Annotated in this window: 27 protein-coding genes; 18 read left to right on the plus strand and 9 right to left on the minus strand. The window is 70.0% G+C overall.

All coding sequences use genetic code 11. The features are described 5' to 3' along the window. Positions 1–21: 21 nt before the first annotated feature. The 4 genes from ACZ4EG_RS16110 to ACZ4EG_RS16125 form a co-directional block, all read right to left on the minus strand. Positions 22–1,032 carry a COX15/CtaA family protein gene (locus ACZ4EG_RS16110; protein WP_467791045.1) on the minus strand — a complete coding sequence of 337 codons (1,011 nt, stop codon included), beginning with the start codon at positions 1,030–1,032 and terminating at the stop codon, positions 22–24. A gap of 75 nt (positions 1,033–1,107) precedes the next feature. After that, positions 1,108–1,824, minus strand: a complete 717-nt coding sequence (locus tag ACZ4EG_RS16115; protein ID WP_467791124.1) for an ABC transporter permease — start codon at positions 1,822–1,824, stop codon at positions 1,108–1,110. A gap of 50 nt (positions 1,825–1,874) precedes the next feature. Beyond that, the gene (locus ACZ4EG_RS16120; RefSeq protein WP_453548352.1) at positions 1,875–2,798 is read right to left on the minus strand and encodes an ABC transporter ATP-binding protein; all 924 of its coding nucleotides are present in this window, start codon (positions 2,796–2,798) and stop codon (positions 1,875–1,877) included. A gap of 31 nt (positions 2,799–2,829) precedes the next feature. Continuing rightward, positions 2,830–3,645 carry an AAC(3) family N-acetyltransferase gene (locus tag ACZ4EG_RS16125; RefSeq protein WP_467791046.1) on the minus strand — a complete coding sequence of 272 codons (816 nt, stop codon included), beginning with the start codon at positions 3,643–3,645 and terminating at the stop codon, positions 2,830–2,832. 161 nt (positions 3,646–3,806) lie between these two features. Here ACZ4EG_RS16125 and ACZ4EG_RS16130 point away from each other — a divergent pair, with 161 nt between their 5' ends. Genes ACZ4EG_RS16130 through ACZ4EG_RS16165 form a run of 8 tightly spaced genes read left to right on the plus strand, consistent with a single transcriptional unit; the run spans position 3,807 to position 10,360 of the window. After that, on the plus strand, positions 3,807–4,541 hold the full coding sequence (locus ACZ4EG_RS16130) for a helix-turn-helix transcriptional regulator (protein WP_453548356.1): 735 nt from the start codon (positions 3,807–3,809) through the stop codon (positions 4,539–4,541). After that, positions 4,538–5,959, plus strand: coding sequence for a Fe-S cluster assembly protein SufB (gene sufB, locus ACZ4EG_RS16135; RefSeq protein WP_453548359.1), 1,422 nt, complete (start codon positions 4,538–4,540; stop codon positions 5,957–5,959). Before ACZ4EG_RS16130 ends, sufB begins: the two co-directional genes overlap by 4 nt. Positions 5,960–6,017: 58 nt before the next feature. Further along, a complete protein-coding gene (gene sufD, locus ACZ4EG_RS16140; protein ID WP_467791047.1) occupies positions 6,018–7,202 on the plus strand; it encodes a Fe-S cluster assembly protein SufD in 1,185 nt (394 codons plus the stop codon). After that, positions 7,199–7,519, plus strand: coding sequence for a non-heme iron oxygenase ferredoxin subunit (locus ACZ4EG_RS16145; protein ID WP_363297250.1), 321 nt, complete (start codon positions 7,199–7,201; stop codon positions 7,517–7,519). The genes sufD and ACZ4EG_RS16145 overlap by 4 nt, the downstream gene beginning before the upstream one ends. 7 nt (positions 7,520–7,526) lie before the next feature. Continuing rightward, complete coding sequence (gene sufC / locus ACZ4EG_RS16150) at positions 7,527–8,291, plus strand: Fe-S cluster assembly ATPase SufC (RefSeq protein ID WP_390711404.1); 765 nt, start codon at positions 7,527–7,529, stop codon at positions 8,289–8,291. Next, positions 8,288–9,544 (plus strand): cysteine desulfurase, encoded by a 1,257-nt coding sequence (locus ACZ4EG_RS16155; protein WP_390711403.1) that lies wholly within the window; start codon positions 8,288–8,290, stop codon positions 9,542–9,544. The genes sufC and ACZ4EG_RS16155 overlap by 4 nt, the downstream gene beginning before the upstream one ends. A gap of 19 nt (positions 9,545–9,563) precedes the next feature. Further along, entirely contained in the window at positions 9,564–10,031 is a 468-nt protein-coding gene (gene sufU, locus ACZ4EG_RS16160) for a Fe-S cluster assembly sulfur transfer protein SufU (RefSeq protein WP_363297253.1), read from the plus strand. After that, complete coding sequence (locus tag ACZ4EG_RS16165) at positions 10,028–10,360, plus strand: metal-sulfur cluster assembly factor (protein ID WP_316753337.1); 333 nt, start codon at positions 10,028–10,030, stop codon at positions 10,358–10,360. The genes sufU and ACZ4EG_RS16165 overlap by 4 nt, the downstream gene beginning before the upstream one ends. 59 nt (positions 10,361–10,419) lie before the next feature. On the opposite strand, the gene ACZ4EG_RS16170 is transcribed toward ACZ4EG_RS16165, so the two are convergent. Together ACZ4EG_RS16170 and ACZ4EG_RS16175 are read right to left on the minus strand one after the other, a co-directional pair. Continuing rightward, a complete protein-coding gene (locus ACZ4EG_RS16170; RefSeq protein ID WP_467791048.1) occupies positions 10,420–11,289 on the minus strand; it encodes an AbfB domain-containing protein in 870 nt (289 codons plus the stop codon). A gap of 592 nt (positions 11,290–11,881) precedes the next feature. Continuing rightward, positions 11,882–13,684, minus strand: coding sequence for an endonuclease/exonuclease/phosphatase family protein (locus ACZ4EG_RS16175; RefSeq protein WP_467791049.1), 1,803 nt, complete (start codon positions 13,682–13,684; stop codon positions 11,882–11,884). A gap of 256 nt (positions 13,685–13,940) precedes the next feature. On the opposite strand from ACZ4EG_RS16175, the gene ACZ4EG_RS16180 reads away from it, so the two are divergent. The 3 genes from ACZ4EG_RS16180 (at position 13,941) to dapD (ending at position 15,864) form a co-directional block, all read left to right on the plus strand. Continuing rightward, positions 13,941–14,261, plus strand: coding sequence for a DMT family transporter (locus ACZ4EG_RS16180; protein ID WP_390711400.1), 321 nt, complete (start codon positions 13,941–13,943; stop codon positions 14,259–14,261). Next, the gene (locus tag ACZ4EG_RS16185) at positions 14,261–14,797 is read left to right on the plus strand and encodes a TetR/AcrR family transcriptional regulator (RefSeq protein ID WP_453548371.1); all 537 of its coding nucleotides are present in this window, start codon (positions 14,261–14,263) and stop codon (positions 14,795–14,797) included. Before ACZ4EG_RS16180 ends, ACZ4EG_RS16185 begins: the two co-directional genes overlap by 1 nt. A gap of 77 nt (positions 14,798–14,874) precedes the next feature. Further along, positions 14,875–15,864 carry a 2,3,4,5-tetrahydropyridine-2,6-dicarboxylate N-succinyltransferase gene (gene dapD / locus ACZ4EG_RS16190; protein ID WP_390711398.1) on the plus strand — a complete coding sequence of 330 codons (990 nt, stop codon included), beginning with the start codon at positions 14,875–14,877 and terminating at the stop codon, positions 15,862–15,864. Between the two features lie 56 nt (positions 15,865–15,920). On the opposite strand, the gene ACZ4EG_RS16195 is transcribed toward dapD, so the two are convergent. After that, entirely contained in the window at positions 15,921–16,421 is a 501-nt protein-coding gene (locus tag ACZ4EG_RS16195) for an HAD domain-containing protein (RefSeq protein ID WP_467791050.1), read from the minus strand. A 137-nt stretch (positions 16,422–16,558) separates the two neighbouring features. Here ACZ4EG_RS16195 and ACZ4EG_RS16200 point away from each other — a divergent pair, with 137 nt between their 5' ends. Both ACZ4EG_RS16200 and ACZ4EG_RS16205 read left to right on the plus strand, forming a co-directional pair. Continuing rightward, positions 16,559–17,116, plus strand: a complete 558-nt coding sequence (locus ACZ4EG_RS16200; RefSeq protein WP_467791125.1) for a SigE family RNA polymerase sigma factor — start codon at positions 16,559–16,561, stop codon at positions 17,114–17,116. Next, a complete protein-coding gene (locus ACZ4EG_RS16205) occupies positions 17,113–18,324 on the plus strand; it encodes a WD40 repeat domain-containing protein (protein ID WP_467791051.1) in 1,212 nt (403 codons plus the stop codon). The genes ACZ4EG_RS16200 and ACZ4EG_RS16205 overlap by 4 nt, the downstream gene beginning before the upstream one ends. Here ACZ4EG_RS16205 and dapA read toward each other — a convergent pair whose 3' ends face one another. Continuing rightward, positions 18,325–19,227: a 4-hydroxy-tetrahydrodipicolinate synthase gene (gene dapA / locus ACZ4EG_RS16210; RefSeq protein ID WP_467791052.1), complete on the minus strand. Its 903-nt coding sequence runs from the start codon at positions 19,225–19,227 to the stop codon at positions 18,325–18,327. 166 nt (positions 19,228–19,393) lie between these two features. Here dapA and ACZ4EG_RS16215 point away from each other — a divergent pair, with 166 nt between their 5' ends. The 5 genes from ACZ4EG_RS16215 to ACZ4EG_RS16235 all read left to right on the plus strand — a co-directional run bounded on the left by ACZ4EG_RS16215 (position 19,394) and on the right by ACZ4EG_RS16235 (position 22,120). After that, on the plus strand, positions 19,394–19,540 hold the full coding sequence (locus ACZ4EG_RS16215; RefSeq protein WP_467791128.1) for a hypothetical protein: 147 nt from the start codon (positions 19,394–19,396) through the stop codon (positions 19,538–19,540). Beyond that, on the plus strand, positions 19,537–20,247 hold the full coding sequence (locus tag ACZ4EG_RS16220; RefSeq protein ID WP_467791053.1) for a hypothetical protein: 711 nt from the start codon (positions 19,537–19,539) through the stop codon (positions 20,245–20,247). The genes ACZ4EG_RS16215 and ACZ4EG_RS16220 overlap by 4 nt, the downstream gene beginning before the upstream one ends. A 71-nt stretch (positions 20,248–20,318) precedes the next feature. Next, positions 20,319–20,669, plus strand: a complete 351-nt coding sequence (locus tag ACZ4EG_RS16225) for a DUF3618 domain-containing protein (protein WP_467791054.1) — start codon at positions 20,319–20,321, stop codon at positions 20,667–20,669. Between the two features lie 87 nt (positions 20,670–20,756). Next, a complete protein-coding gene (locus ACZ4EG_RS16230) occupies positions 20,757–21,365 on the plus strand; it encodes an ArsR/SmtB family transcription factor (protein WP_453548385.1) in 609 nt (202 codons plus the stop codon). 17 nt (positions 21,366–21,382) lie between these two features. Further along, positions 21,383–22,120, plus strand: a complete 738-nt coding sequence (locus ACZ4EG_RS16235; RefSeq protein ID WP_467791055.1) for an SRPBCC family protein — start codon at positions 21,383–21,385, stop codon at positions 22,118–22,120. 15 nt (positions 22,121–22,135) lie between these two features. Here the strand turns inward: ACZ4EG_RS16235 and ACZ4EG_RS16240 are convergent, their stop codons facing one another. Continuing rightward, positions 22,136–23,962, minus strand: a complete 1,827-nt coding sequence (locus tag ACZ4EG_RS16240) for an endonuclease/exonuclease/phosphatase family protein (protein WP_467791056.1) — start codon at positions 23,960–23,962, stop codon at positions 22,136–22,138. Between the last annotated feature and the right edge of the window lie 43 nt (positions 23,963–24,005).

The raw sequence follows: 24,005 nt of genomic DNA on the forward strand, positions 1-24,005 counted from the left end.
TCATGACGGCGTAAAGATGACTCACGCGCGCGTGCCGATCGGCGCCTCTGCCGTGGGGCCGGGCAGGTCCGCCGTCATGTCGGGACGCTCCCGCAGCGACAGCAGTACGCGCAGCACCCAGATCCACATCACGGACGAGCCGAGCATGTGCAGGGCGACCAGGGCCTCGGGCAGATGCATGAAGTACTGGACATAGCCGAGCGCGCCCTGGGCCAGCAGTACGACGAACAGCTCCCGGGTCCGGTCCAGCGGACCCTTGGGCGCGTCCACCGCCTTCAGGACGAACCACAGCGCGAAGGTCAGCGTCACCACGATCCACGCGAGCACCGCGTGCAGCTTGGCGACCGTCTCCCAGTCGATCGGGATCCGGTCGACCTCGCTGGAGTCACCCGCGTGCGGGCCGGCCCCGGTGACCACCGTGCCGACGGCGATGAGCAGGACGGACGCGGCGACCAGGAACCACACCAGCTGCTGGACCGCCTTGCCGACCAGCGGACGCGGCGCCCCATCACCCTCACGGGTGCGCTGCCACATCACCGTGGCGACGGCCATGAGCGCCGACGAGAGCAGGAAGTGGGCCGCGACCGTGTACGGGTTGAGGCCGACCAGGACCACGATCCCGCCGAGCACCGCGTTGCCCATGACCACCCAGAACTGGGCCCACCCGAGCCGGGTCAGGCTGCGCCGCCACGGCTTCTGCGAGCGCGCGGCGATGATCGCCCAGCCGACGGCCGCGCACAGCACGTACGTCAGCATGCGGTTGCCGAACTCGATGGCTCCGTGGAGGCCCATCGCACCGGTGGTGGTCAGCGAGTCGTCGGTGCAGGTCGGCCAGGTCGGGCAGCCCAGGCCCGAGCTGGTCAGCCGTACGGCACCGCCGGTGACCACGATGATCACCCCCATGACGAGAGCGGCGAGGGCCGCCCGCTGGACCGTCCGGGGGTGCGGGGTCCAGCGTTCGGCGATGAAGGCGAGCGGGTTGCGCAGGGCCGCCTGGACGTCGGCGCGGGTCAGCTTTGGCACGCGCACCATCGTAGGCGCCCGCTTGTGCACGCTTTCACGAGGGTCACTCCCACGGGTCACTCCCGGAGGGGCTTTCCCGGAGGGTCACTCCCAGCGGAACAGCTTTCCGGCCGCCGCCAGGCCCACGAGCGCCCACACGGTGAGGATTCCCAGGTCGCCCCAGGGCATCCCGGCCCCGTGCTGGAGCACGTCCCGCAGCCCGTCCGACAGCGCGGAGATGGGCAGCAGACCCAGCACGTCCTGGGCGGCCGGCGGGAACTTGTCCAGCGGGACGATCACTCCGCCGCCGATGAGCAGCAGCAGGAAGACCAGGTTGGCGGCGGCCAGCGTGGCCTCCGCCTTGAGCGTGCCGGCCATCAGCAGACCGAGCCCGGAGAACGCGGCCGTGCCCAGGACCAGCAGGAGCAGGACGGCGAGCGGGTTGCCGTGCGGCGACCAGCCCAGCGCGAGGGCGATCACCGTCAGCAGGAGCACCTGGAGGACCTCCGTGACCAGCACGGACGCCGTCTTCGCCGCCATCAGGCCCCAGCGGGGCAGCGGGGACGAGGCCAGCCGCTTCAGCACGCCGTAGCGGCGCTCGAAGCCGGTCGCGATGGCCTGGCCGGTGAAGGCGGTCGACATCACGGCGAGGGCGAGGATGCCGGGGGCGAGGAAGTCGACGGCCTTGCCCGCGCCCGTGTCGACGATGTCCACGGAGCTGAAGAGCGCGAGGAGCAGCGTCGGGATCACGACCGTCAGCAGCAGCTGCTCGCCGTTGCGCAGCAGCATCCTGGTCTCCAGCGCCGACTGGGCCGCGATCATGCGGGGCAGTGGGGCCGCGCCGGGCTTGGGGGTGTAGGCACCCACGGTGGTCACGAGCGCAGCTCCTTGCCTGTGAGCTCCAAAAAGACGTCTTCGAGCGTGTGCCGCTCGACCGAGATCCGGTCCGGCAGCACGCCGTGCTGGGCGCACCACGAGGTCACCGTGGCGAGCAGCTGGGGATCGACCTTGCCGACCACCCGGTAGGAGCCCGGGGTCAGCTCGGCGGCCGTGCAGTCGGCGGGCAGCGCCTTGAGCAGGGAGCTCACGTCGAGGCCCGGACGGCCGGTGAAGCGCAGGGTGTTCTCGGCGCCGCCGCGGCACAGCTCCTCGGGGGCACCCTGGGCGATCACCCGGCCCGCGTCGATGATCGCGACGTCGTCGGCGAGCTGCTCGGCCTCGTCCATGTGGTGGGTGGTGAGAATCACGGAGACGCCGTCGGCGCGCAGGTCCCGCACCAGGTCCCAGGTGGCCCGGCGGGCCTGCGGGTCCAGGCCGGCCGTCGGCTCGTCCAGGAACACCAGCTCCGGCCGCCCCACGACGGCCATGGCGAGCGCGAGCCGCTGCTGCTGTCCGCCGGACAGGCGCCGGTAGGAGGTCCGGCCGCAGCTGCCGAGGCCCAGCCGTTCCATGAGCGCGTCCACGTCCAGCGGATGCGCGTGCAGTCTGGCCACATGGCGCAGCATCTCGTCGGCCCGCGCGCCCGAGTAGACGCCGCCGGACTGGAGCATCACGCCGACGCGTGGCCGTAGCTCGGCGGACTGCCGGACCGGGTCGAGGCCCAGGACGCGCACCGTGCCGGCATCCGGTTTCCGGTACCCCTCGCAGGTCTCGACCGTGGTCGTCTTTCCCGCCCCGTTGGGGCCGAGTACGGCGGTCACTCCCGCCTGGGCCACCAGGTCGAGGCCGTTCACCGCGGTCTTTGTGCCGTACCGCTTCACCAGGGCCTGGACCTGGACCACGGGCTCACTTCGCATGGGTCCAGAGTCTAGGTAGGTGCCGTGTCACTCAGACGGGCGGGTGCAGAAACTCCTCCGCACGGGGGCGGTGCAGCGGCAGCCACGTCTCCGCGTACGCGACGGCGTCCACCACCGGGAACAGCCGTACGTCGGCCGCTCCGGCCGTCCCGCGGACGACGGGCCGGTCCCGTTCGAAGTCGTGGCCGAGCTCGTCGAACCGGTCCGAGTCGATCGACACCTCGATCACCGATTCCCAGCCTCCGCCGGGCACCGGCCGTCCGACCTCGACGTGCGGCGCCGGTATCCGGTACTCGGCGAGGTGGAAGCTGGTGCAGGTGTCGTAGCCCGTGCCGAGGAGCAGCACGCGGGCGCCCAGCCGTTCCAGCGCGGCCAGCGGGCTGCGCTCGCCGAGCCGGCAGTCGGGCGCGTGGCCGTCGAGTATCCCGGCCGCGCGCGGGCCCACGGCCGCGAAGGACGTCTGCGGGTGGGTGCTGCGCAGGGCGCCCGGCCAGGTCCGTACGGTCTCCGGGATCACGCCGACCCCGCGGGAGGGGGTGGTCAGGGGGTCGTACCCGGGCATCGAGGCCCGGATCGTGGGCCACCACTCCTGGGGCACCGGAGGGTTTCCCCACAGGGCCGGGTCGGAGAGGTCGCCGGACTGGGTGGGGACGACCAGCGTGCCGTCCGGGCCGAGGGCGTCGAGCAGTGCCTGGACGACGGCGACGGCGCCGCCGCAGACCCAGCCGAGTGCGCTCAGGGAGGAGTGGACCAGCAGGGTCTCGCCGGTCTCGACACCCAGCCCGCGCAGCTGTGCGGCGAGTGTGTCCCGGGTGACAAGAGGGCCGGTCGGAGCGGGTATGGGCATGGTTCGGCAGTGTTCCCCAAGAGCTTCGCCGGTGCCACCGATTTGATCGATCAAAGATCGTTTCCGCAGGTCGGATTAGGTATGCCTAAGTGACGTAGGGCACCGCCCGCCCGGACGAACGTGGCTTGTCAGTCTCTGAGGAATTACGCAACAATGGCGTTGTGAAAAACGTCGGCGAGGCTCCGGAGACCCCCACGGGGACCCCTCATGAAGAGCTCGCGACCGGTGAGCGCTCGACGCGCAACCGCGTCGCGCGGTCCATCCTGGACCACGGCCCGTCGACCGTCGCGGAGCTCGCCGCACGTCTGGGACTGACCCAGGCGGCCGTACGACGCCACCTGGACGCGCTGACCGCGGACGAGGTCGTGGAGGCGCGCGAACAGCGCGTGTACGGGGCGCGCACCCGCGGTCGCCCCGCCAAGGTCTTCGCGCTCACCGACTGCGGTCGCGACGCCTTCGACCAGTCGTACGACACGCTCGCCGCGGACGCGCTGCGCTGGATCGCCGACCAGGAGGGCGGCCAGGACGCGGTCGTCGCCTTCGCCCGCGCCCGGATCGCCGCACAGGCGAACGCGTACCGCAAGGCGATCGAGGGCGCCACCCCCGACAAGCGCGCCGAAGCCCTGGCCAAGGCCTTGAGCGTCGACGGGTACGCTGCTACGGCGCGCACCGCACCGGTCGGCGAACAGCTGTGCCAGCACCACTGCCCGGTCGCCCATGTCGCGGAGCAGTTCCCCCAGCTCTGCGAGGCGGAGACGGAGATTTTCGCCGAGCTGCTCGGAACGCACGTCCAGCGACTGGCCACCATCGCGCACGGCGACGGCGTCTGCACGACGTTCATCCCCAAGATTTCCACTGACGCATCTGCAAGCACGGCCGGGAGGAACCCCGCATGACTCTCCCCACGGAGACTGCCCACCCCGAACTCGAGGGTCTGGGCAACTACGAATACGGCTGGGCCGACTCCGACGAGGCCGGTGCCGCAGCGAAGCGCGGTCTGAACGAGGACGTCGTCCGGGACATCTCGGCGAAGAAGTCCGAGCCGGAGTGGATGACGAAGCTGCGCCTCAAGGGCCTGAAGCTCTTCGAGAAGAAGCCCATGCCGAACTGGGGCTCGGACCTGTCGGGCATCGACTTCGACAACATCAAGTACTTCGTGCGCTCCACGGAGAAGCAGGCGGAGTCCTGGGAGGAACTGCCCGAGGACATCAAGAACACCTACGACCGGCTCGGCATCCCGGAGGCGGAGAAGCAGCGCCTGGTCGCCGGTGTCGCCGCGCAGTACGAGTCGGAGGTCGTCTACCACCAGATCCGCGAGGACCTGGAGCAGCAGGGCGTCATCTTCCTGGACACCGACACCGCGCTGAAGGAGCACCCGGAGCTCTTCAAGGAGTATTTCGGGACCGTCATCCCCGCCGGTGACAACAAGTTCGCGTCGCTGAACACCGCCGTGTGGTCGGGCGGCTCCTTCATCTACGTCCCGCCGGGCGTCCACGTGGAGATCCCGCTCCAGGCCTACTTCCGTATCAACACGGAGAACATGGGCCAGTTCGAGCGGACCCTGATCATCGTCGACGAGGGTGCCTATGTGCACTACGTCGAGGGCTGCACGGCGCCGATCTACAAGTCGGACTCGCTGCACTCCGCGGTCGTCGAGATCATCGTCAAGAAGAACGCCCGCTGCCGCTACACGACCATCCAGAACTGGTCGAACAACGTCTACAACCTGGTCACCAAGCGCGCCGTGGCCTACGAGGGCGCGACCATGGAGTGGATCGACGGCAACATCGGCTCCAAGGTGACGATGAAGTACCCGGCCGTCTACCTGATGGGCGAGCACGCCAAGGGCGAGACCCTCTCCATCGCCTTCGCGGGTGAGGGCCAGCACCAGGACGCCGGTTCCAAGATGGTCCACATGGCGCCGAACACCTCGTCCAACATCGTCTCCAAGTCGGTGGCGCGCGGCGGCGGCCGTACCTCGTACCGCGGCCTGGTCGAGATCGGCGAGGGCGCCCACGGCTCGAAGTCGAACGTGCTGTGCGACGCGCTGCTGGTCGACACGATCTCCCGCTCCGACACGTACCCCTATGTGGACGTCCGCGAGGACGACGTGTCCATGGGCCATGAGGCGACCGTCTCCAAGGTCTCCGAGGACCAGCTCTTCTACCTGATGAGCCGCGGTCTGTCCGAGTTCGAGGCGATGGCGATGATCGTGCGCGGCTTCGTCGAGCCGATCGCCAAGGAGCTGCCCATGGAGTACGCCCTTGAACTCAACCGGCTGATCGAGCTGCAGATGGAAGGCGCGGTGGGCTAGCCCCCGGCCGCAGTCCCCATCAAGCCACTCACGTAAGAAAGCGAGCACTACGACAGCCATGGCTGAGGCTCAGAACATCCCCGTGGGCTCCACCACCGCGGGCCAGATCGCGGTGGCCGCCGAGTCGACCGTCGCCACGCGCATGAGCGCGCCCCCGTCCTTCGACGTGGCGGACTTCCCGGTCCCGCACGGCCGCGAGGAGGAGTGGCGGTTCACCCCGCTGGAGCGCCTGCGCGGGCTGCACGACGGCACCGCCGTCGCGAACGGCACGGGCGTGAAGATCGCCGTCGAGGCCCCCGAGGGCGTCACCGTCGAGACCGTCGGCCGCGACGACGCGCGGCTCGGCCGGGCGGGCACCCCGGTGGACCGCGTCGCCGCCCAGGCGTACTCGGCGTTCGAGCAGGCCGGCGTGGTCACCGTCCCCAAGGAGACGGTGCTCACCGAGCCGATCCGTATCGCCGTGCACGGCCAGGGCGGGGTCGCGTACGGCCACCAGGTCATCGAGCTGGGCGCCTTCGCCGAGGCCGTCGTCGTCATCGACCACACCGGTGACGCGGTGCTCGCCGCCAACGTCGACTACGTCCTGGGCGACGGTGCGAAGCTCACCGTCGTCTCCGTCCAGGACTGGGACGACAAGGCCGTGCACGTGGCCCAGCACAACGCCCTCATCGGGCGGGACGCCTCCTTCAAGTCCGTCGTCGTGACCTTCGGCGGCGACCTCGTCCGGCTGCACCCGCGCGTCACCTACGCGGGCCCCGGCGCCGAGGCCGAGCTGTTCGGCCTGTACTTCACCGACTCCGGGCAGCACCAGGAGCACCGCCTGCTGGTCACCCACAACACCCCGCACTGCAAGTCGAACGTCGTCTACAAGGGCGCGCTCCAGGGCGACGACGCGCACGCGGTGTGGATCGGTGACGTGCTCATCGAGGCCAAGGCCGAGGGCACGGACACGTACGAGATGAACCGCAACCTGGTCCTCACCGACGGCGCCCGCGTCGACTCGGTGCCGAACCTGGAGATCGAGACCGGCGAGATCGTCGGCGCCGGCCACGCCTCGGCCACCGGCCGCTTCGACGACGAGCAGCTCTTCTATCTGATGGCCCGCGGCATCCCGCAGCACGAGGCCCGCCGCCTCGTCGTCCGTGGCTTCTTCGCCGAGCTGGTCCAGCAGATCGGTGTCGCGGACATCGAGGAGCGCCTGCTCGCCAAGATCGAAGAGGAGCTGGAGGCGTCGGTCGCATGAGCCCCTTCGTACGCGCCTGTGGGCTGAGCGAGCTGGAGGAGGGCACCCCGAAGCGGGTGGAACTCGACGGCACGCCGGTCTCGGTCGTGAAGACCGAGGGGGAGGTGTTCGCCATCTACGACATCTGCTCCCACGCGAACGTCTCGCTCTCCGAGGGCGAGGTGGAGGACTGCCAGATCGAGTGCTGGCTGCACGGCTCCAGCTTCGACCTGCGTTCCGGCAAGCCGTCCGGACTTCCCGCGACGCGCCCCGTCCCCGTATACCCCGTAAAGATCGAAGGGGACGACGTGCTCGTCTCCCTCACCCAGGAGTCCTGAGGCACCCATGGCAACGCTTGAAATCCGAGACCTGCACGTCACCGTCGAGGCCGACAACGCCACGAAGGAGATCCTCAAGGGCGTCGACCTCACCGTGAAGCAGGGCGAGACGCACGCCATCATGGGCCCCAACGGCTCCGGCAAGTCGACCCTCGCCTACTCGCTCGCGGGTCACCCGAAGTACACGATCACCGAGGGCACCGTGCTGCTCGACGGCGAGGACGTCCTGGAGATGTCCGTCGACGAGCGCGCCCGCGCGGGTCTGTTCCTCGCGATGCAGTACCCGGTCGAGGTCCCCGGCGTCTCGGTCTCCAACTTCCTGCGCTCCTCCGCCACCGCCGTCCGCGGCGAGGCCCCCAAGCTGCGCACCTGGGTGAAGGAGGTCAAGGAGGCCATGCAGCGCCTCAACATGGACCCCGCCTTCGCCGAGCGCAACGTCAACGAGGGCTTCTCCGGCGGTGAGAAGAAGCGCCACGAGATCCTCCAGCTCGAACTGCTCAAGCCGAAGGTCGCGATCCTCGACGAGACGGACTCCGGTCTCGACGTGGACGCTCTGCGGATCGTCTCCGAGGGCGTCAACCGCGTCCGTGAGACCGGCGAGGTCGGCACCCTGCTGATCACGCACTACACGCGCATCCTGCGCTACATCAAGCCCGACTTCGTCCACGTCTTCTCCGGCGGACGGATCGTCGAGTCCGGCGGTGCAGAGCTCGCCGACAAGCTGGAGGACGAGGGCTACGAGGCGTACACGAAGGGTGGCGTATCAGCGTGACACAGCTGCCGGGCCTCCTCGACACCGAGGCGATCCGTAAGGACTTCCCCGTCCTGGACCGGCTGGTCCACGACGGCAAGAAGCTCGTGTACCTGGACAACGCGGCGACCTCGCAGAAGCCGCGCCAGGTGCTCGACGCCCTGAACGAGTACTACGAGCGCTACAACGCCAACGTCCACCGCGGTGTGCATGTGCTCGCCGAGGAGGCCACGGCGCTGTACGAGGGCGCGCGCGACAAGGTCGCCGCGTTCATCAACGCGCCGAGCCGCGACGAGGTGATCTTCACCAAGAACGCCTCCGAGTCGCTCAACCTCGTGGCGAACATGCTGGGCTGGGCCGACGAGCCCTACCGGGTGGACCACGAGACCGAGATCGTCATCACGGAGATGGAGCACCACTCCAACATCGTGCCGTGGCAACTGCTGGCGCAGCGCACGGGCGCGAAGCTGAAGTGGTTCGGGCTGACCGACGACGGCCGGCTCGACCTCTCCAACATCGACGAGATCATCACGGAGAAGACGAAGATCGTCTCCTTCGTGCTGGTGTCCAACATCCTGGGCACGGTCAACCCGGTCGAGGCGATAGTGCGCCGCGCCCAGGAGGTCGGCGCCCTGGTCTGCATCGACGCCTCCCAGGCGGCTCCCCACATGCCGCTGGACGTCCAGGCTCTCCAGGCCGACTTCGTGGCCTTCACCGGCCACAAGATGTGCGGCCCGACCGGCATCGGCGTCCTGTGGGGCCGCCAGGAGCTGCTGGAGGACCTGCCCCCGTTCCTCGGCGGCGGCGAGATGATCGAGACCGTGTCGATGCACTCGTCGACGTACGCCCCGGCGCCGCACAAGTTCGAGGCGGGCACGCCCCCGATCGCCCAGGCGGTCGGTCTCGGCGCGGCGATCGACTACCTCAACTCGATCGGCATGGACAGGATCCTCGCCCATGAGCACGCGCTCACCGAGTACGCGGTGCGGAAGCTGAGCGAGGTCCCGGACCTCAGAATCATCGGCCCGGCCACGGCCGAGGACCGGGGCGCGGCAATCTCCTTCACGCTCGGTGACATCCACCCGCACGACGTGGGCCAGGTCCTCGACGAGCAGGGCATCGCGGTCCGGGTCGGCCACCACTGCGCCCGCCCGGTCTGCCTGCGGTACGGAATTCCTGCGACCACGCGAGCGTCGTTCTATCTGTACTCCACGCCGGCCGAGATCGACGCACTGGTCGAGGGGCTGGAGCACGTCCGGAACTTCTTCGGCTGAGGGATTGGCTAGCGATCGCATGAAGCTGGATTCGATGTACCAGGAAGTCATCCTGGACCACTACAAGAACCCGCACGGGCGTGGTCTGAGGGATGGCGACGCCGAGGTGCACCATGTGAACCCGACCTGTGGCGATGAGATCACCCTTCGTGTGAAGTACGACGGCACGACGATCAGTGACGTCTCGTACGAGGGCCAGGGCTGCTCCATCAGCCAGGCGTCGGCCTCCGTGCTGAACGAACTGCTCGTCGGCAAGGAGCTGGCCGAGGCGCAGAAGATCCAGGAGACCTTCCTGGAGCTGATGCAGTCCAAGGGCAAGATCGAGCCGGACGACGCGATGGAGGACGTTCTGGAGGACGCGGTCGCGTTCGCCGGAGTCTCCAAGTACCCGGCCCGGGTCAAGTGCGCCCTCCTCAGCTGGATGGCGTGGAAGGACGCGACGGCCCAGGCTCTGGGCGGGGCCGACGCCGAAAGGAAGACGGCATGAGCGACACCGTGGAGACGAAGCCGGCCTCGGAGGAGGAAGTCCGTGAGGCCCTGTACGACGTCGTCGACCCCGAGCTGGGCATCGACGTCGTCAACCTCGGCCTGATCTACGGCATTCACATCGACGACGCGAACATCGCGACGATCGACATGACCCTGACCTCGGCGGCCTGCCCGCTGACGGACGTCATCGAGGACCAGGCCAAGTCGGCCACCGACGGCCTCGTCAACGAGCTGCGCATCAACTGGGTCTGGATGCCGCCGTGGGGCCCCGACAAGATCACGGACGACGGACGCGAGCAGCTGCGGGCGCTCGGCTTCAACGTCTGAGATCCACCGGCGAACAGTAACGGCGAGGTCCACCGGACCTCGCCGTTTCTCGTTCTCGCTCAGGCCAGTCCGTCGACCAGCCGGAACGCGGAGTCGGCCCGGTACAGGTCGCCGTACTGGTACGGGTCCAGCTTGAGCCGGAAGTTCTGGTGGCGCAGGAAGCGGCCCGGGTAGTTGACCGACTCCAGCATGACCGCGCCGGAGTACGCGGAGGCGCGGGGGCAGAAGGTCGCGTCCTGCCGGAACAGGGACGAGCCGTCGTTGCGCTCGGCGCGCAGCAGGAAGTTCCGGTGCCGCAGATAGCCGCCGTCGGCCGTGGCGAAGGAGTAACAGGAGCCGTCGGCCAGGCCGCCCACGACCTTGAACGTGGCGTCGCGGCGGGCCGAGGCGGAGCCGACCGGGTCGAGCTTCACGTAACCGCCGCTCAGGTGCCAGTAGCGGTCGGGGTAGTTCACCGAGCGGACGGACGACCAGGCGGAGGAGGAGTCCGAGCCGCCCGAATCCCCGGATCCTCCGGAGCCGCCCGAACCACCCGAACCCCCGTGTGACGCGGGCGACTTGGAAGGCGATGCGGAGGCCGTGGACTTCGGCTTGCCGTCGCCGTCCGTGGCGGTGGCCGAGGCGGCGGGAGGCATGACCGACGACATGCCGGTCTTGCCCTTGGGCGCGGGGGTCGTACCCGACGAGGGCGAGGCGAAGGAGAGCAGGCCGGGACCGTCGTCCGTGGACGCGGCGGACCGCACCGGGAATGCCGTGTCGTCAGGAGCCTGGCGGTTCACGACGATTGCGGTCGCGCAGGCGACGATCGTGGCGATGGCCAGCCCACCGGCCAGCCAGAGTCTTCGGGTTCCGGGGGCCCGGGAGGTGTCGGGGACCCAGCCGTTCTGCCATGGCTGGTTCCCGGAAGGGTGGGGGGTGGTTTCGGGCATGCGTGTTCCTCCAGCGGCGCCCAGGGCGGCGGCCGGGGATGTGAGGGTGAGGTGATCGAGTGGTGGAACTCTAGTGGAGCCGAGGGGCTGCCGGGAGCCGTTTCAGCGAGCGGTTTCCATGAAACTTAAACCTACTCGTGTGACGCACGGGACTGAACACTCGGTTTTCAGCGCCTTCTTGATCCAGGCTCATCCGTGATCCGGGCAACCGGGCCGCCGTAGCGCAGTGGAATCGCGGACCCGGGAGGGAAAACCATTTCCATGAAGTGGGCCTACGGGACGGCCGTGCTCGCCCGCGAGACCGGCACCCGCGCGCCCAGGGCGCGCGCCGGTCGTCTCGCCGGGGGACAGCCGGCGGCAGTGGCTGACGTCGGATCAGATCCGGCTGTGCGGCGCCGTGCTGGGCGAGCGGCCGGTGTGGCACGGCCACGAGAAGAGCGGAGCAGTCCGGCCCGAATCGGCCGAACTGCTCCGCTGCTGCCGTGTGTTCGCGCGGCGCTGGGCGGCCCGCGTCAGACGGCCGGTGTTCGGCCGCCCGACGCGGATGCGCGAGCCGGGCGCGGTGGCCGCCCGGTCGTCGCCGCATCCCGGTTCAGGGGGTGATGCGTACGACCTGTGGGTCGTGGTCGCTGGTCTGGTCCGAGAACTCGCTGTTGATGTGCACGATGTCGTAGTCGTGCGACGTGATCGACGAGCTGACCAGGGTGTGGTCGAGGACCTGGGAGTTGCCGTCGTAGACGTACGTGTACTGCTCGGACGCCGACAGTGTGTCCACCAGGTCGGTCAGTACGCCGCCCTCCAGGTTGGACACGGCGGTGGAGAACGGGAAGTCGTTCAGGTCGCCGAGCACGATCACATGCGCGTCCGACTGTGCCGCAAGGATGGAGTCCACGAACGAGTTCTCCACCGAACCCTGGCTGTTGCGCTGGGTCTCGGACGAGCGGGTCGGCGGCTGGTACTGGCTGTGCAGCGCGTAGTCACCGCCCTTCGAGACGAAGTGGTTGGCGATCACGAAGTACTTCTGACCGCCGAAGGTGAACTCCGCGGCCAGCGGCTTGCGGCTGGCCGACCAGGCCGAGTTGGCCGGGGCGATACGGCCCGGGTTGTACGTCAGCTGCGCCACACCGCCCACGCTGGTCACCGAGTTGGCGGTGGTGGCGGTGGCGTTGCCGCGGGCGGTGAAGCCCACCCGTGCGGGGTTGTACAGAAGCACCTGGCGGATGTTGCCGCCGGGCTCACCGCCGTCGGTGTCGTTCCGCGGGTTGATCTGGGTGTACGAGTAGGCCGGGCCGCCGGCCGTCCTGATCGCGGAGGTCAGCATGGAGAGGGTCGTGGTGGCGGAGACGACGCCGTTGTCGGCCGGGCCGTCGTTGTCCTGGACCTCCTCCAGCGCCACGATGTCGGGCGACTTGAGGTTGTTCACGATGCCCTGCGCGAGCGCGCTGAACTTCGAGGCGGGATCGGTCGGGTCGAGGTTCTCCACGTTGTACGTGGCCACCGACAGCTGGCCCGGCGACTGGGCCGCCGTCGTCTCCTTGCCGACCCCGCCCGAGGTGAGCGTGCCGACCGAAGTGGCGTTCAGGGAGTAGCCGCCGTACGCGCTGTAGTCCAGGACGCCGGTGGCGCCGGAGATCGTGTCGCCCACGGTCGCCGTCGGGAAGGCCGAGGACAGCAGCGTGGTGATCTGCAGCCGGCCGGAGTTCTGGCTGTTGTAGGAGGAGTACAGGGAGCCGCCGCGGGCCGAGTTCACCTGTGCGGGCTTCACATTGACCCACATCTCGTCGTACGCGTTGGTCGGTCCGACCACCGGCGTGCTGCCGACGCTGACCCGCATGCCCTCCAGGGACTCGTAGTAGTCCAGGGCGTAGGTCGTCGGGTCCAGCGTGAACGAGTTGATCGAACCGCCGTTGTTGGTGCGGGTGTAGGTGGCCGGGACGCTCGCGTCGCTCATCGTGACGGCCGCGGGGAGGGCGTTCCCGGTCGAGTTGGTGCTCCAGCCCGCGCTGCCCAGTTCGGTCAGCGACTGGTTGCCGGACGAGGAGCCGCCGGGGGTGTACTCGGAGACCCTGCCGGTGATCGTGATGCTGTCGCCGACCGCCGTGTTCGGCGTGCTGGACCCCGTGTAGACGAAGATCGCGTCACTGGTCGCCGCGTTGCCGTCGCCGCTCGCGCTCTGGATCCAGAAGCCGCGCGAGGAGCCGGTGGAGCGAATCGCGGTGACGATACCGGTCGTGGTGACCGTCGAGCCGTTGTACGGCGAGATCCGGGTCGTGCCCTGGATCGCGGAGATCGTGTAGGTGGCCGCGTGCGCGGCGGACGGCAGTGCCATCAACGAGGCCGAGGCGAGCAGCCCGGCTGCCGTCGCGCGGACCATGAGCCCGAGCTTTCTGTCCATGTGCGTCCCTTCAACGAGCGGATGGGTGGAGCTGGTTGGCGCCTGGACGTACATGAGCGACTGGTCGCGGAGAGTTCTATTCGCTCAGCGTTACCGGTGGATGTACGGAGTGTGTTCCCCGCACGGCATCTACGCGGGTCATCGAAGCCCGTGTGGATCCGGCGCGGTCGCTCGTGGATGCGGCGCGGTGGTTCGTGGATGCACGGCGGTCGTCCATGGATGTACTGCCGTCCCTTCGTTATGTACGCTTGTACACATGGGATACCTCTTGCTCGCCGGCGCCATCGCCGCCGAGGTCGCGGCCACGACCGCGATGAAGTACAGCGACGGCTTCAGCAGGCTCTGGCCCTCGCTGCTGACGGCCCTGGGCTATGTGCTTTCGTTCGCCCTGCTCGCCCAGACGCTGAAGACCGTGTCGATCGGCACGGCGTACGCGATCTGGGCCGGGGTGGGCACCGCGACCATCGCGGTCATCGGACTGATGCTGTTCGGCGAGGGGTTGAGCGTGGCGAAGGTCGCCGGGATCGTGCTGATCATCGGGGGCGTGGTGGTACTGAACCTGGGCGGCGCGCACTGATGGCCCGGCGCTACGACCCCGAGCGGCGGCAGCGGATCATCGACGCGGCGATCCGGGTCGTCGGCAAGAAGGGCATCGCCGGACTGAGCCACCGCTCCGTCGCCGCCGAGGCGGACGTCCCGCTGGGCTCCACGACGTACCACTTCACGACCCTCGACGAACTGATGGTCGCCGCACTGCGCCAGACCAACGAGGGCTTCGCCAAGGCCCTCGCGGGCAGCGGCGTCCTCGAAGACTCCGGGGGCGAACTGGCGGCGGGGCTGGCGCGGGTGCTGGGGGAGTGGCTCGGCGGAGACCGCCCGGGCGTCGAGCTGGAGTACGAGCTGTACCTCGCGGCCCTGCGCCGCCCCGCCCTGCGCCCCGTCGCCGCCGAGTGGACCGAGGAGACGGCCCGGCGACTGGCCGCACACACGGACCCGGTGACCGCGCGGGCGTTGCTCGCCCTGATGGACGGCATCTGCCTGCAGGTGCTGCTGACGGGGGCGGCCTACGACGAGGAGTACGCACGGGAGGTACTGGCGCGGGTGATTCCCTGACACAGAGCGCGACCGGCCCATGAGACGCCCTGCTCACTGGTTGGCCCGCACGACCCCCCTCGCGTTAGTTTTCCCTCATGACCGACACGAACGCTCCCCGTACCACCGGCGCCGTGGCCGCCGGCCTTGCCACCATCGCCGCCGACGGCACCGTCCTCGACACCTGGTTCCCCGCCCCCGAGCTCGTCGAGGAGCCCGGTCCGTCCGGCACCGAGTCGCTGTCCGCCGAGAAGGCCGTGGAGCTGCTCGGCGAGGGCGCCGCGCAGGCGATCGGCCCCGACGCCCGCCGCAACGTCGAGGTGGTCGCGGTCCGCACGGTCATCTCCTCCCTCGACGCGAAGCCGATCGACGCGCACGACGTCTATCTGCGCCTCCACCTCCTGTCCCACCGCCTGGTCAAGCCGCACGGCCAGAGCCTGGAGGGCATGTTCGGCTTCCTCGCCAACGTCGCCTGGACCTCGCTGGGCCCGGTCGCGGTGGACGACATCGAGAAGGTGCGCCTGAACGCCCGCGCCGAGGGCCTGCACCTCCAGGTGACCTCGATCGACAAGTTCCCGCGCATGACGGACTACGTCGCCCCGAAGGGCGTCCGCATCGCCGACGCCGACCGGGTCCGCCTCGGCGCCCACCTCGCCGAGGGCACGACGGTCATGCACGAGGGCTTCGTGAACTTCAACGCCGGCACGCTCGGCACCTCCATGGTCGAGGGCCGTATCTCCGCGGGCGTCGTGGTCGGCGACGGCTCGGACATCGGCGGCGGCGCCTCCACCATGGGCACGCTGTCCGGCGGCGGCAACGTGATCATCTCCATCGGCGAGCGCTGCCTGGTCGGCGCCGAGGCGGGCGTGGGCATCGCGCTCGGCGACGAGTGCGTGGTCGAGGCCGGCCTGTACGTCACCGCGGGCACCCGGATCACCATGCCCGACGGCCAGATCGTCAAGGCCCGCGACCTCAACGGCGCCTCCAACATCCTCTTCCGCCGCAACTCGGTCACCGGCGCGGTCGAGGCCCGCCCGAACAACGCGGTGTGGGGCGGCCTGAACGAGATCCTGCATAGCCACAACTGAGCGAAGCGTCCCGCTGAGCGCCCTTCCACCGTCGGCGGGAGGGCGCTCGGTTCATGTCATGTGGGGATGTCCGCCGCGAACTCCGCCAGTGCCGTGAAGTCGGCCTCGCGCAGGCCGATGCGTGGGTTGACGTGGTGGAGCAGTGCGGGGCCGGGGTGGTGCGTGGTCACGTACGTGGTGTCGGCCGGGCTCTGTTCGTCGTCCACCCAGGCGAAGGGGCGGCCCTGGGCGTATGCCACGATCGCCTCCGTCTTCCAGTGCACCTCGTCGGGCCGCCAGGCGAACAGCCCGCTGCCGAAGTCGACGTACGGCAGCTCGGGCAGGCCGACCACCGGGGCGATATAGCGGTTGGCGGCGTCCATCCACGTGGTCGCCCAGCACAGGTCGTAGTCGAGACGCAGCAGGGCCGGGCCGTGGTCCGGGTTGAGCCACACCCGCAGTGTGCGTCCGTCCACGGCCACCCTGATCGTTGTGTAGCCCTCGGGCCGCCGCTCGGGCTGTGCCGCGTACGGGTTGAGGGGGCCGTCGACATCGAGGAAGAGCAGGGGGCGGCTCATGGGGACAACGTACGGCGCCCATGTCCAATGGCCCATGGAATTTCTTCGGACGCGGCAGGCATAGCGGCAAAATCCCGCGCGCGTCACAAGGGGTGCGGGGGACGGACACAGGGTCTGCCCAGGATGTGAAGGTGACGATGGATGCGCAGGCACAGGAGAGTTTCCGGGAGTTCGTGGCCGGCCGTTCGTCGGCCCTGCTGAGGACGGCGGTGCTGCTGACCGGCGGAGACCGGCACGCAGCCGAGGACCTGTTGCAGAACGCGCTGGTCAAGGCGGCGGGCCGCTGGCAGCGGATCGACGAACCCGAGGCCTGTGTACGGCAGATCCTGTACCGCCAGCAGATCAGCCGCTGGCGGCTGAAGTGGCGGCGGCGGGAGGTCACCGTCGCCGAGCCGCCGGAGGCGGGCCACGCCCCGGACGCCTCGGGCGCCGCCGAACTGCGCCTCGTGCTGCGTGCCGCGCTGTCCCGGCTCACCGCCCGCCAGCGCACCGTGCTGGTGCTGCGCTACTTCGAGGATCTGCCGGAGGCCGACGTGGCCCGGATGCTGGGCTGCTCCGTGGGCACCGTACGCTCCACCACCCATCGCTCCCTGGCCAGGCTGCGCGCCCTCGCGCCCGAGCTGGCCGCGCTCGGCCCGGACAGCGGCAGGGAGTTTCCGTCCCGTGACCACTCGCCCGTGGAGGTGCGGTCGTGAACGTCGAGGAACTGGTGCGTGACGCACTGCGGGAACAGGCGGCCGAACAGCAGCCGCTCGGGCACGGTTTCGCCGACCGGGTCCTGGCCGTACGGCGTCGCCGCCGCGCCCGCCGGTTCGTGTCCGTCGCCGTGGCCACCGCCGCGGTCGTCGCCGTGGCGGTCGGGGTGCCGCTGCTGGACTCCGGCAGGGGCGAGGCGCGGCCCGCGAGGGTGCTCGGTCAGGACGGGGTGTCCGCCGACTCGGACCAGTCGCCGCCGCGCGACATGATCGCGGCCGGGAACGCGGTGCTGGCCGCGTACTCGACGACGAAAGTCGTCCCGCAGAGCGACGGCCGTGGCATCGGCGCGCACACGTACTGGCTGCTGAACCCGAAGACGGGCCGGTACGAGAAGGACACCCGGTGGCAGTTCGTCGCCGTCGCCCCGGGCCTGCGCACCGCCGCCGTGCTGGAGCGTCATCTGCCGGCCCCCCGGATCGGCCTGCTCGACCTCGCGACGGGGGAGGTCGAGCGGTGGATCCCGGTGGACCACGGTGTCGGTGGGCTGGCGTTCTCGCACGACGGCAGCAAGCTGGTCGCCACGACGTACACGGAGAATCCCGACCTGTACGAGAGGAGCGGTCCCGGCAGGACCTGGGTGCCGCGGTTCGGGGCGAAGGTCCGCACCGGCTTCTGGGTCATCGACGTGGCCTCCGGCAAGGGCTTCTGGAGCGGTGTGGCGGCGGGCCGCAACGTCAACGCCCGCGAGGACTTCGCCTTCAGCCGCGACGGTGCCCTGGTGTACGCGAGGGTCGTCGGGGACCACGACGGAGCGGAGCAGTTCTACGACCTCGCGGGGAAGGAGGTCCCCGCCCCCGCGAACGAGAAGTACCTGCGGTGGGACGTCGGTGCGCGACTGTCCCCGAACGGTCGGCTCGCCGCCCTCGGTCTGACGAAGGAGGTCGCCCCCGGCAAGTCGTACTCCTCGATCCGTGATCCCCGTACGGGCAAGGAGATCACCAAGGTCCGCGGAGGCCACCTGCTCGCCTGGGCCGACGACGAGCGGCTCATCGCCTGGGAACGGGTCACGAGCCTTGACGAGCCGTACCGGCCCCGGCTCGTGCTGGTCACCATCGGCAGCGACAAGGTCGTACCGCTCAGCGGCGTCGACGAGATGAACGACCACTTGTTGCGCCACACCTGGGAGCCGGTCTTCGCCGAGCGCTGATCACACCGCCACGAACTCCTCGTACACCGCCCGTAGCCCGTCGGCCGCCTCCCGGCCGGCGGGCCGCAGCGGCGCCCGCACCGGGCCCGCGGGCAGGTCCAGCGCGTCCAGCAGCGCCTTGGCGGTGACCGTGCCCGGCAGGCCCGCGGCCATCATCGCCTCGATCAGCGGGGTGGCCCGCTGCTGGAGCCGGGCGGCGCGGGCCGCGTCGCCCGCCTCGAACGCCTCCAGGATCTTTGCGACGTGGCGCGGTACGACGTTCGCGACCGTGCTCACACAGCCCGCCGCGCCCACCGCGTACAGGGCGAGGATGTGTTCGTCGCATCCCGCGTAGTACGCCAACTCCGTGCGCGCCAGCACCTTCTGGGTGCCGAGGAAGTCGTAGGAGCAGTCCTTGACCGCCATGATCCGGGGGTGCTCCGCCAGCCGGATCATCGTCTCCGGCTCGATGCGGGTGCCGGTGCGGCCCGGGATGTCGTACAGCATCACGGGCAGGCCGCTCGCGTCGGCGACCGTGCGGAAGTGCGCCCCCACGGCGTCCTGCGGCGGCCTGCTGTAGTACGGCGTGACCACCAACACCCCGTCGGCGCCCGCCTTTTCGGCCGCGAGGGTCAGCTCGACGGTGTGCCGGGTGTCGAAGGTGCCGACACCCGCGACGATCGAGGCGCGCTCGCCGACGGCCGCCCGGACGGCCCGGACCAGTTCCGCCTTCTCCGTGTCCGTCGTCGTGGGTGACTCGCCCGTCGTCCCGTTGAGCACCAGCCCGTCGCAGCCCTCGGTCACCAGCCGGTCGGCAAGTCTCCCGGCACCGTCGAGGTCGAGCGCGCCCGACTCGGTGAAGGGAGTGATCATCGCGCAGAGAGCGCGGCCGAAGGGAGCGTGGGTCTTGCCCGGGTTCGTCATGGGAGTAGTCTCGGCACGATAATCCTGAAGCTCTACTTAATTCTTCTGAGGTGTATTGCTAAGCAGTGCTGAAGTGATGCTCCCGTGGCGGCCTCCGGCCCTATGTCCAACTCGGCCGCTCATGGGTCACTATGGGCCGGACGGTCACCGACCCCAACCTCAGGTCATGGGAGGCGCCATGAAGCTCGGCAAGGCACTGGCCACCGGAGTCGCCGAGGAGCGGCCGCTCGTCCACGAGGAAGACCCCGAACTTCCCGAGGAGACCGTCGCACCGGCGGCGTCCGCGCCGGAAGAGGCCCCGGTCGCCCGATGAGGCTGCGGCTCCCCACGGAACGCCCGGCGGAGCCGCCGACCGGATACAAGATCGCCCACCCGGTGCTGTCCCAGGACGGCACCAGGGCCGGGTTCACCGGTGTGTCGCTGGGCGGCGCGCTGCCGTACGGAGTGCTGGACGACGCGTCGTGCGTCTACGGCCGACGGCACCGCCCGCCCGCGCGGCTGTGCGACTGCGGCTTCCACTGCGTGCACGACCGCACGGCCGCCGAGGCGCTGCTGTGCACCACGGAGCACCGGGCGGCCGTTCTGCTGGAGGTCTCCGTCCTCGGCGCCTACATCCGCTTCGAGCGCGGCTTCCGCTACGCCCGGCAGCGGGTGCGTACGGCCACCGTCGGCCCCTGTGCGTGCGGCGCGCCCGCGGCCGCGCTGGCCGACGCGGGCTGGGGCAGGCCCGGCCGGCGCGCCCTGACCGCCGCCTGCGCGGGGTGCGTGCGCGGGCGTACGTCCGTCTCGCTCACCGCCTTCGCCCGGCTGGCCGGGAACGGGCTGCGGGTGGTGGCGGACCGTGAGGGTGCCCTCCCTGTCGCCGGCCTCGCCGGGCTTTCCGGGCCCGAGGGCCTCGGGGTTCCCGAACTCGCCGCCGAGGCGGCCCTGTTGCAGGCCCGCCTCGACTGGTTCCAGACCCAGCTGGCTCGGCTCGGGGAGCATGGGGCCGGGGGAGAGGCCAACGGGGACAAGGGCTAACGGTCAGCGCTCGGGGTACCCGGATGTTCCGGAACCGAGTGGAAACGCAAGACCGCGAAAAGAGTGCACCGATGACGGACAGGACTCCGCAGGGGGCCGGCGCGAAGGGTCCCGAGGAACTGCGGCAACAGACCGACCAGGCTAGGAGCCAACTCGACGGCACCGCCGGGGAGTTGGCGGACAAGGGAGACCTGAAGGGGCGCGCCCGGGCCCGGGTCGCCGACCTCAGGGACAAGGCAGGCGCCATGACCGTGCAACTGCGCAGCGGCGCCGCGCAAGCGGGCCACACCGTCCAGGACAGGGCCGCCCACGCCCCGCGGTCGGTGCTGCTCGTCGGGGCGGCGGCGGGCGCGGCGGTCGTCGCTGCGGGCGCCCTGCGGCACAGGAGTCACGGCCACCACGGGCACCACGGTCGCCGCTGAGCCGACTCGCCGCCGCGCAGACTCGACCGTCTCACCGAAAGTTCCTCCCGCATGGACAAAAAAAGTTTTCGGTGAGACTGTGGACGCATGCTGGACGTGACCGTGATCGAGGACCCCGAGGCCGCAGCCGTCTCCCTGGACCCCATCAGGGCCAGACTGCTCGCCGAGCTGGCCGCCGAGCCCGCGTCGGCCACGATGCTGGCCGGCAAGGTCGGGATGCCCCGGCAGAAGGTGAACTACCACCTGAAGGCACTGGAGCGGCACGGCCTGGTCGAGCTGGCCGGGGAGCGCCGCAAGGGCAATGTCACCGAGCGGCTGATGCGCGCGACCGCAGCGTCGTACGTCATCTCGCCGCTCGCGCTCGCCCCCGTGCAGCCGGACCCGGAGCGCTTCCGCGACCAGCTCTCCGCGCGCTGGCTGCTCGCGCTCGGCGCCCGCCTGGTGCGGGACGTCGGCGCGCTGATCACCGGCGCGACGAAGGCGCGCAAGCCGCTGGCGACCTACGCGCTGGACGGCGAGGTCCGCTTCGCCTCGGCCGCCGACCGCGCGGCCTTCGCCCAGGAACTGACGGCGGGCGTCAGCGCCCTGATCCGCAAGTACGACGCCCCCGACACGGAGGGCGGCCGGGACCACCGGATCGTCGTCGCCATCCATCCCACGGTCAAGGACCGGCCCACCCCCGAACTGGACCAGTAGTCCGCAGGAGCCCCACCATGCCCGAGGAATTCGAGATCGTCCGCGAGTTTGAGGTCGACGCCCCGCCCGAGAAGGTGTGGGAGGCGGTCACCACCGGAACCGGTGGCTATCTGTGGCCGATGGACCCGCCCGAGCCGCGGGTGGGCGGCAGCGGGCCCTTCGGGTCCACCGTCACCGCCTGGGACCCGCCCCACCGCTACACCAACCGCAGCGAGGACGTCGGCTTCTCGATCCAGTCCCTCAACCAGCTCGACTATACGATCGAGCCCCGCGACGACGGCCGGCGCGCCTGGGTGCGCTATGTCCACAGCGGCATCTTCACCGACGACTGGAACAACCAGTACGACGGCGCGAGCAAGCACACCAACTTCTATCTGCACACCCTGTGCGAGTACCTCACGCACTTCGCGCCCCGCCCGGTCACCTTCGTCCAGCTGGAGGGGCCCGCGGCCTCGCAGACACCGCGGGCGCTCGCCGCCGTCGGCCGTGCGCTCGGCCTCGCGGACGACACGGCCGCGGGCACGAAGGTCGCTGCCCAGGGGCCCGGCGGACGGACCCTGGACGCCGTACTCGACTACCGCAACCCGTACTTCATCGGGCTGCGCACCGACAGCGCCCTCATCCGCTTCTTCGGCCGCGGCCACTGGGGCGCGCCGCTCGGCATCAGCGTCCACGACTTTGCGCCGGACGCCGACGCCGAGACGAACGAGACCGCCTGGCAGGACTGGCTGAACGGCGTGTTCAGCCAGTCCTGAGGTCCCCGGACCGGGTTACGGGCGGAACCGCAGCACCTGCGGGTCGTGGTCGGAGATCTGGTCGTTGAACTCCGAGTTGATGTGCACGGAGTCGTAGTCGAGGTCGCAGCCGCGCCGGATCGAGGGGCTCACCAGGATCTGGTCCAGGACCTGCTGGTTGCCCTGGTAGTCGTAGGTGTAACGCTCGCTCCTCGGCAGCGACTTGATCGCCGACCACAGCTCGCCGTCACCTTCGAGGATCTGCGTGGTCTCGGAGAAATCGAAGTCGTTCATGTCGCCGAGCGCAATGACGTTCGCGTTCTTCTGCACGGACAGGATGTCCTTCACGAACGCGTTCACCTCGGTGGCCTGCGCGTGGCGCTGGATCTCCGAGCTGCGCACCGGCGGCTGGTACTGCGAGGTCAGACCCTGGTCGCCGCCCTTGGAGTTGAGGTGGTTGGCGATCACGAAGACGGTCTGGCCGCGGAAGACGAACTCGCCGGCCAGCGGCTTGCGGCTGCTCGTCCAGGCCGCGTTCGTCGGGTCGATCCGGCCCGGGGAGGCCGTCAGCTGGGCCTTGCCGCGCACCTTGGTGACGCCGACCGCGGTGGTGGAGTCGCCGCCCGCGCGGTCCACGAAGGACACCCGCTCCGGGTTGAACAGGAACACCTGGCGGATGTTGCCGCCGGGCTCGCCGCCGTCCTGGTCGTTGACCGGGTTGATCGAGCGCCAGTCGTACTTCGGGCCGCCCGCCGCGACGATCGCGTCGATCAGCTTGTCGACGGTCTCGTTCGCGTCGACCGTGCCGTCGTCCTTGGCGCCGTTGTTGTCCTGGATCTCCTCCAGGGACACGACGTCGGGCGACTGCAGGTTGTTCACGATCGCGGCCGCGTGCTTGTCGAAGGTGGCGTCCGACGGGTCGAGGTTCTCGACGTTGTAGGTCGCCACCGCCAGCTCGCCGCGCGCCTGCTTGCGGGTCGTCTCCCGCTCCAGGCCGCCGCTCTGCAGCGTGCCGAGCTTGCTCGCGACGAGGGTGTAGCCGCCGTACTGGTTGAAGTCCAGCGGACCGGTGGTGGTGCCCTCAAGGGTGTCGCCGACGTTCGCCTTCGGGAAGCCGGCGGTCGAGCCCAGCGACTGGATCTGCAGGCGGCCGGTGTTCTGGGACTCGTAGGAGCCGTAGATCGTGCCGCCCCGGTGGGTGCGGTGCTCGCGCGGCTTCACCGTGACCCACAGCTCGCTGTACGGGTCGGTCGCGGTGACCACCCGGGTGTCGGCGACCTGGACGGTCATGCCCTCCAGGGACTCGTAGTAGTCCAGGGCGTACTTCGACGGGTCCAGGGTCAGGGCGTTGATCGAGCCGCTCGCCGCGGTGTCGCCCGCGGGGGCGTACTCCGCCGGGACCGACTTGGCGTCGATCACCGTGGCGGCCGGGACCGCGTTGCCGGTGGAGACGGTGGTGATCGTCGGCTTGGTGAGCTCGGTGACCGACTGGTTGCCGGACGAGGCGCCGCCGGGGACGTACTCGGAGACCGTGCCGGTGACCGTGATCGAGTCACCGACGGCGACCTTCGGCGTGGAGCTCGTGAAGACGAACACGCCCTCGCTGGTGGCCGGGTTGTCGTCCGGGGTCGGGTCCTGGAGCCAGAAGCCCTTGGAGGAGCCGTAGGTGCGCGTGGCCGTGACGATGCCCGGCACGTCGGTCACCTTCTGGCCGGCGTACGGCGATATGCGGGTGCTGCCCTGGATGTCATGGATGCGCACCGCGTCCGCGTGCGCGGGAGACGTGAGGACGACGGTGGACGCCGCGGAACAGACCGCGGCTACGGTGAGCGCGGCGAGACGCGCGGAAGACCTGCTCGGCAAGGGGATCCCTCCGGGGATGAACGTGAGCGCCGGGACAAGGCTG

It is taken from the genome of Streptomyces sp. NPDC025638 (genome assembly GCF_055558775.1).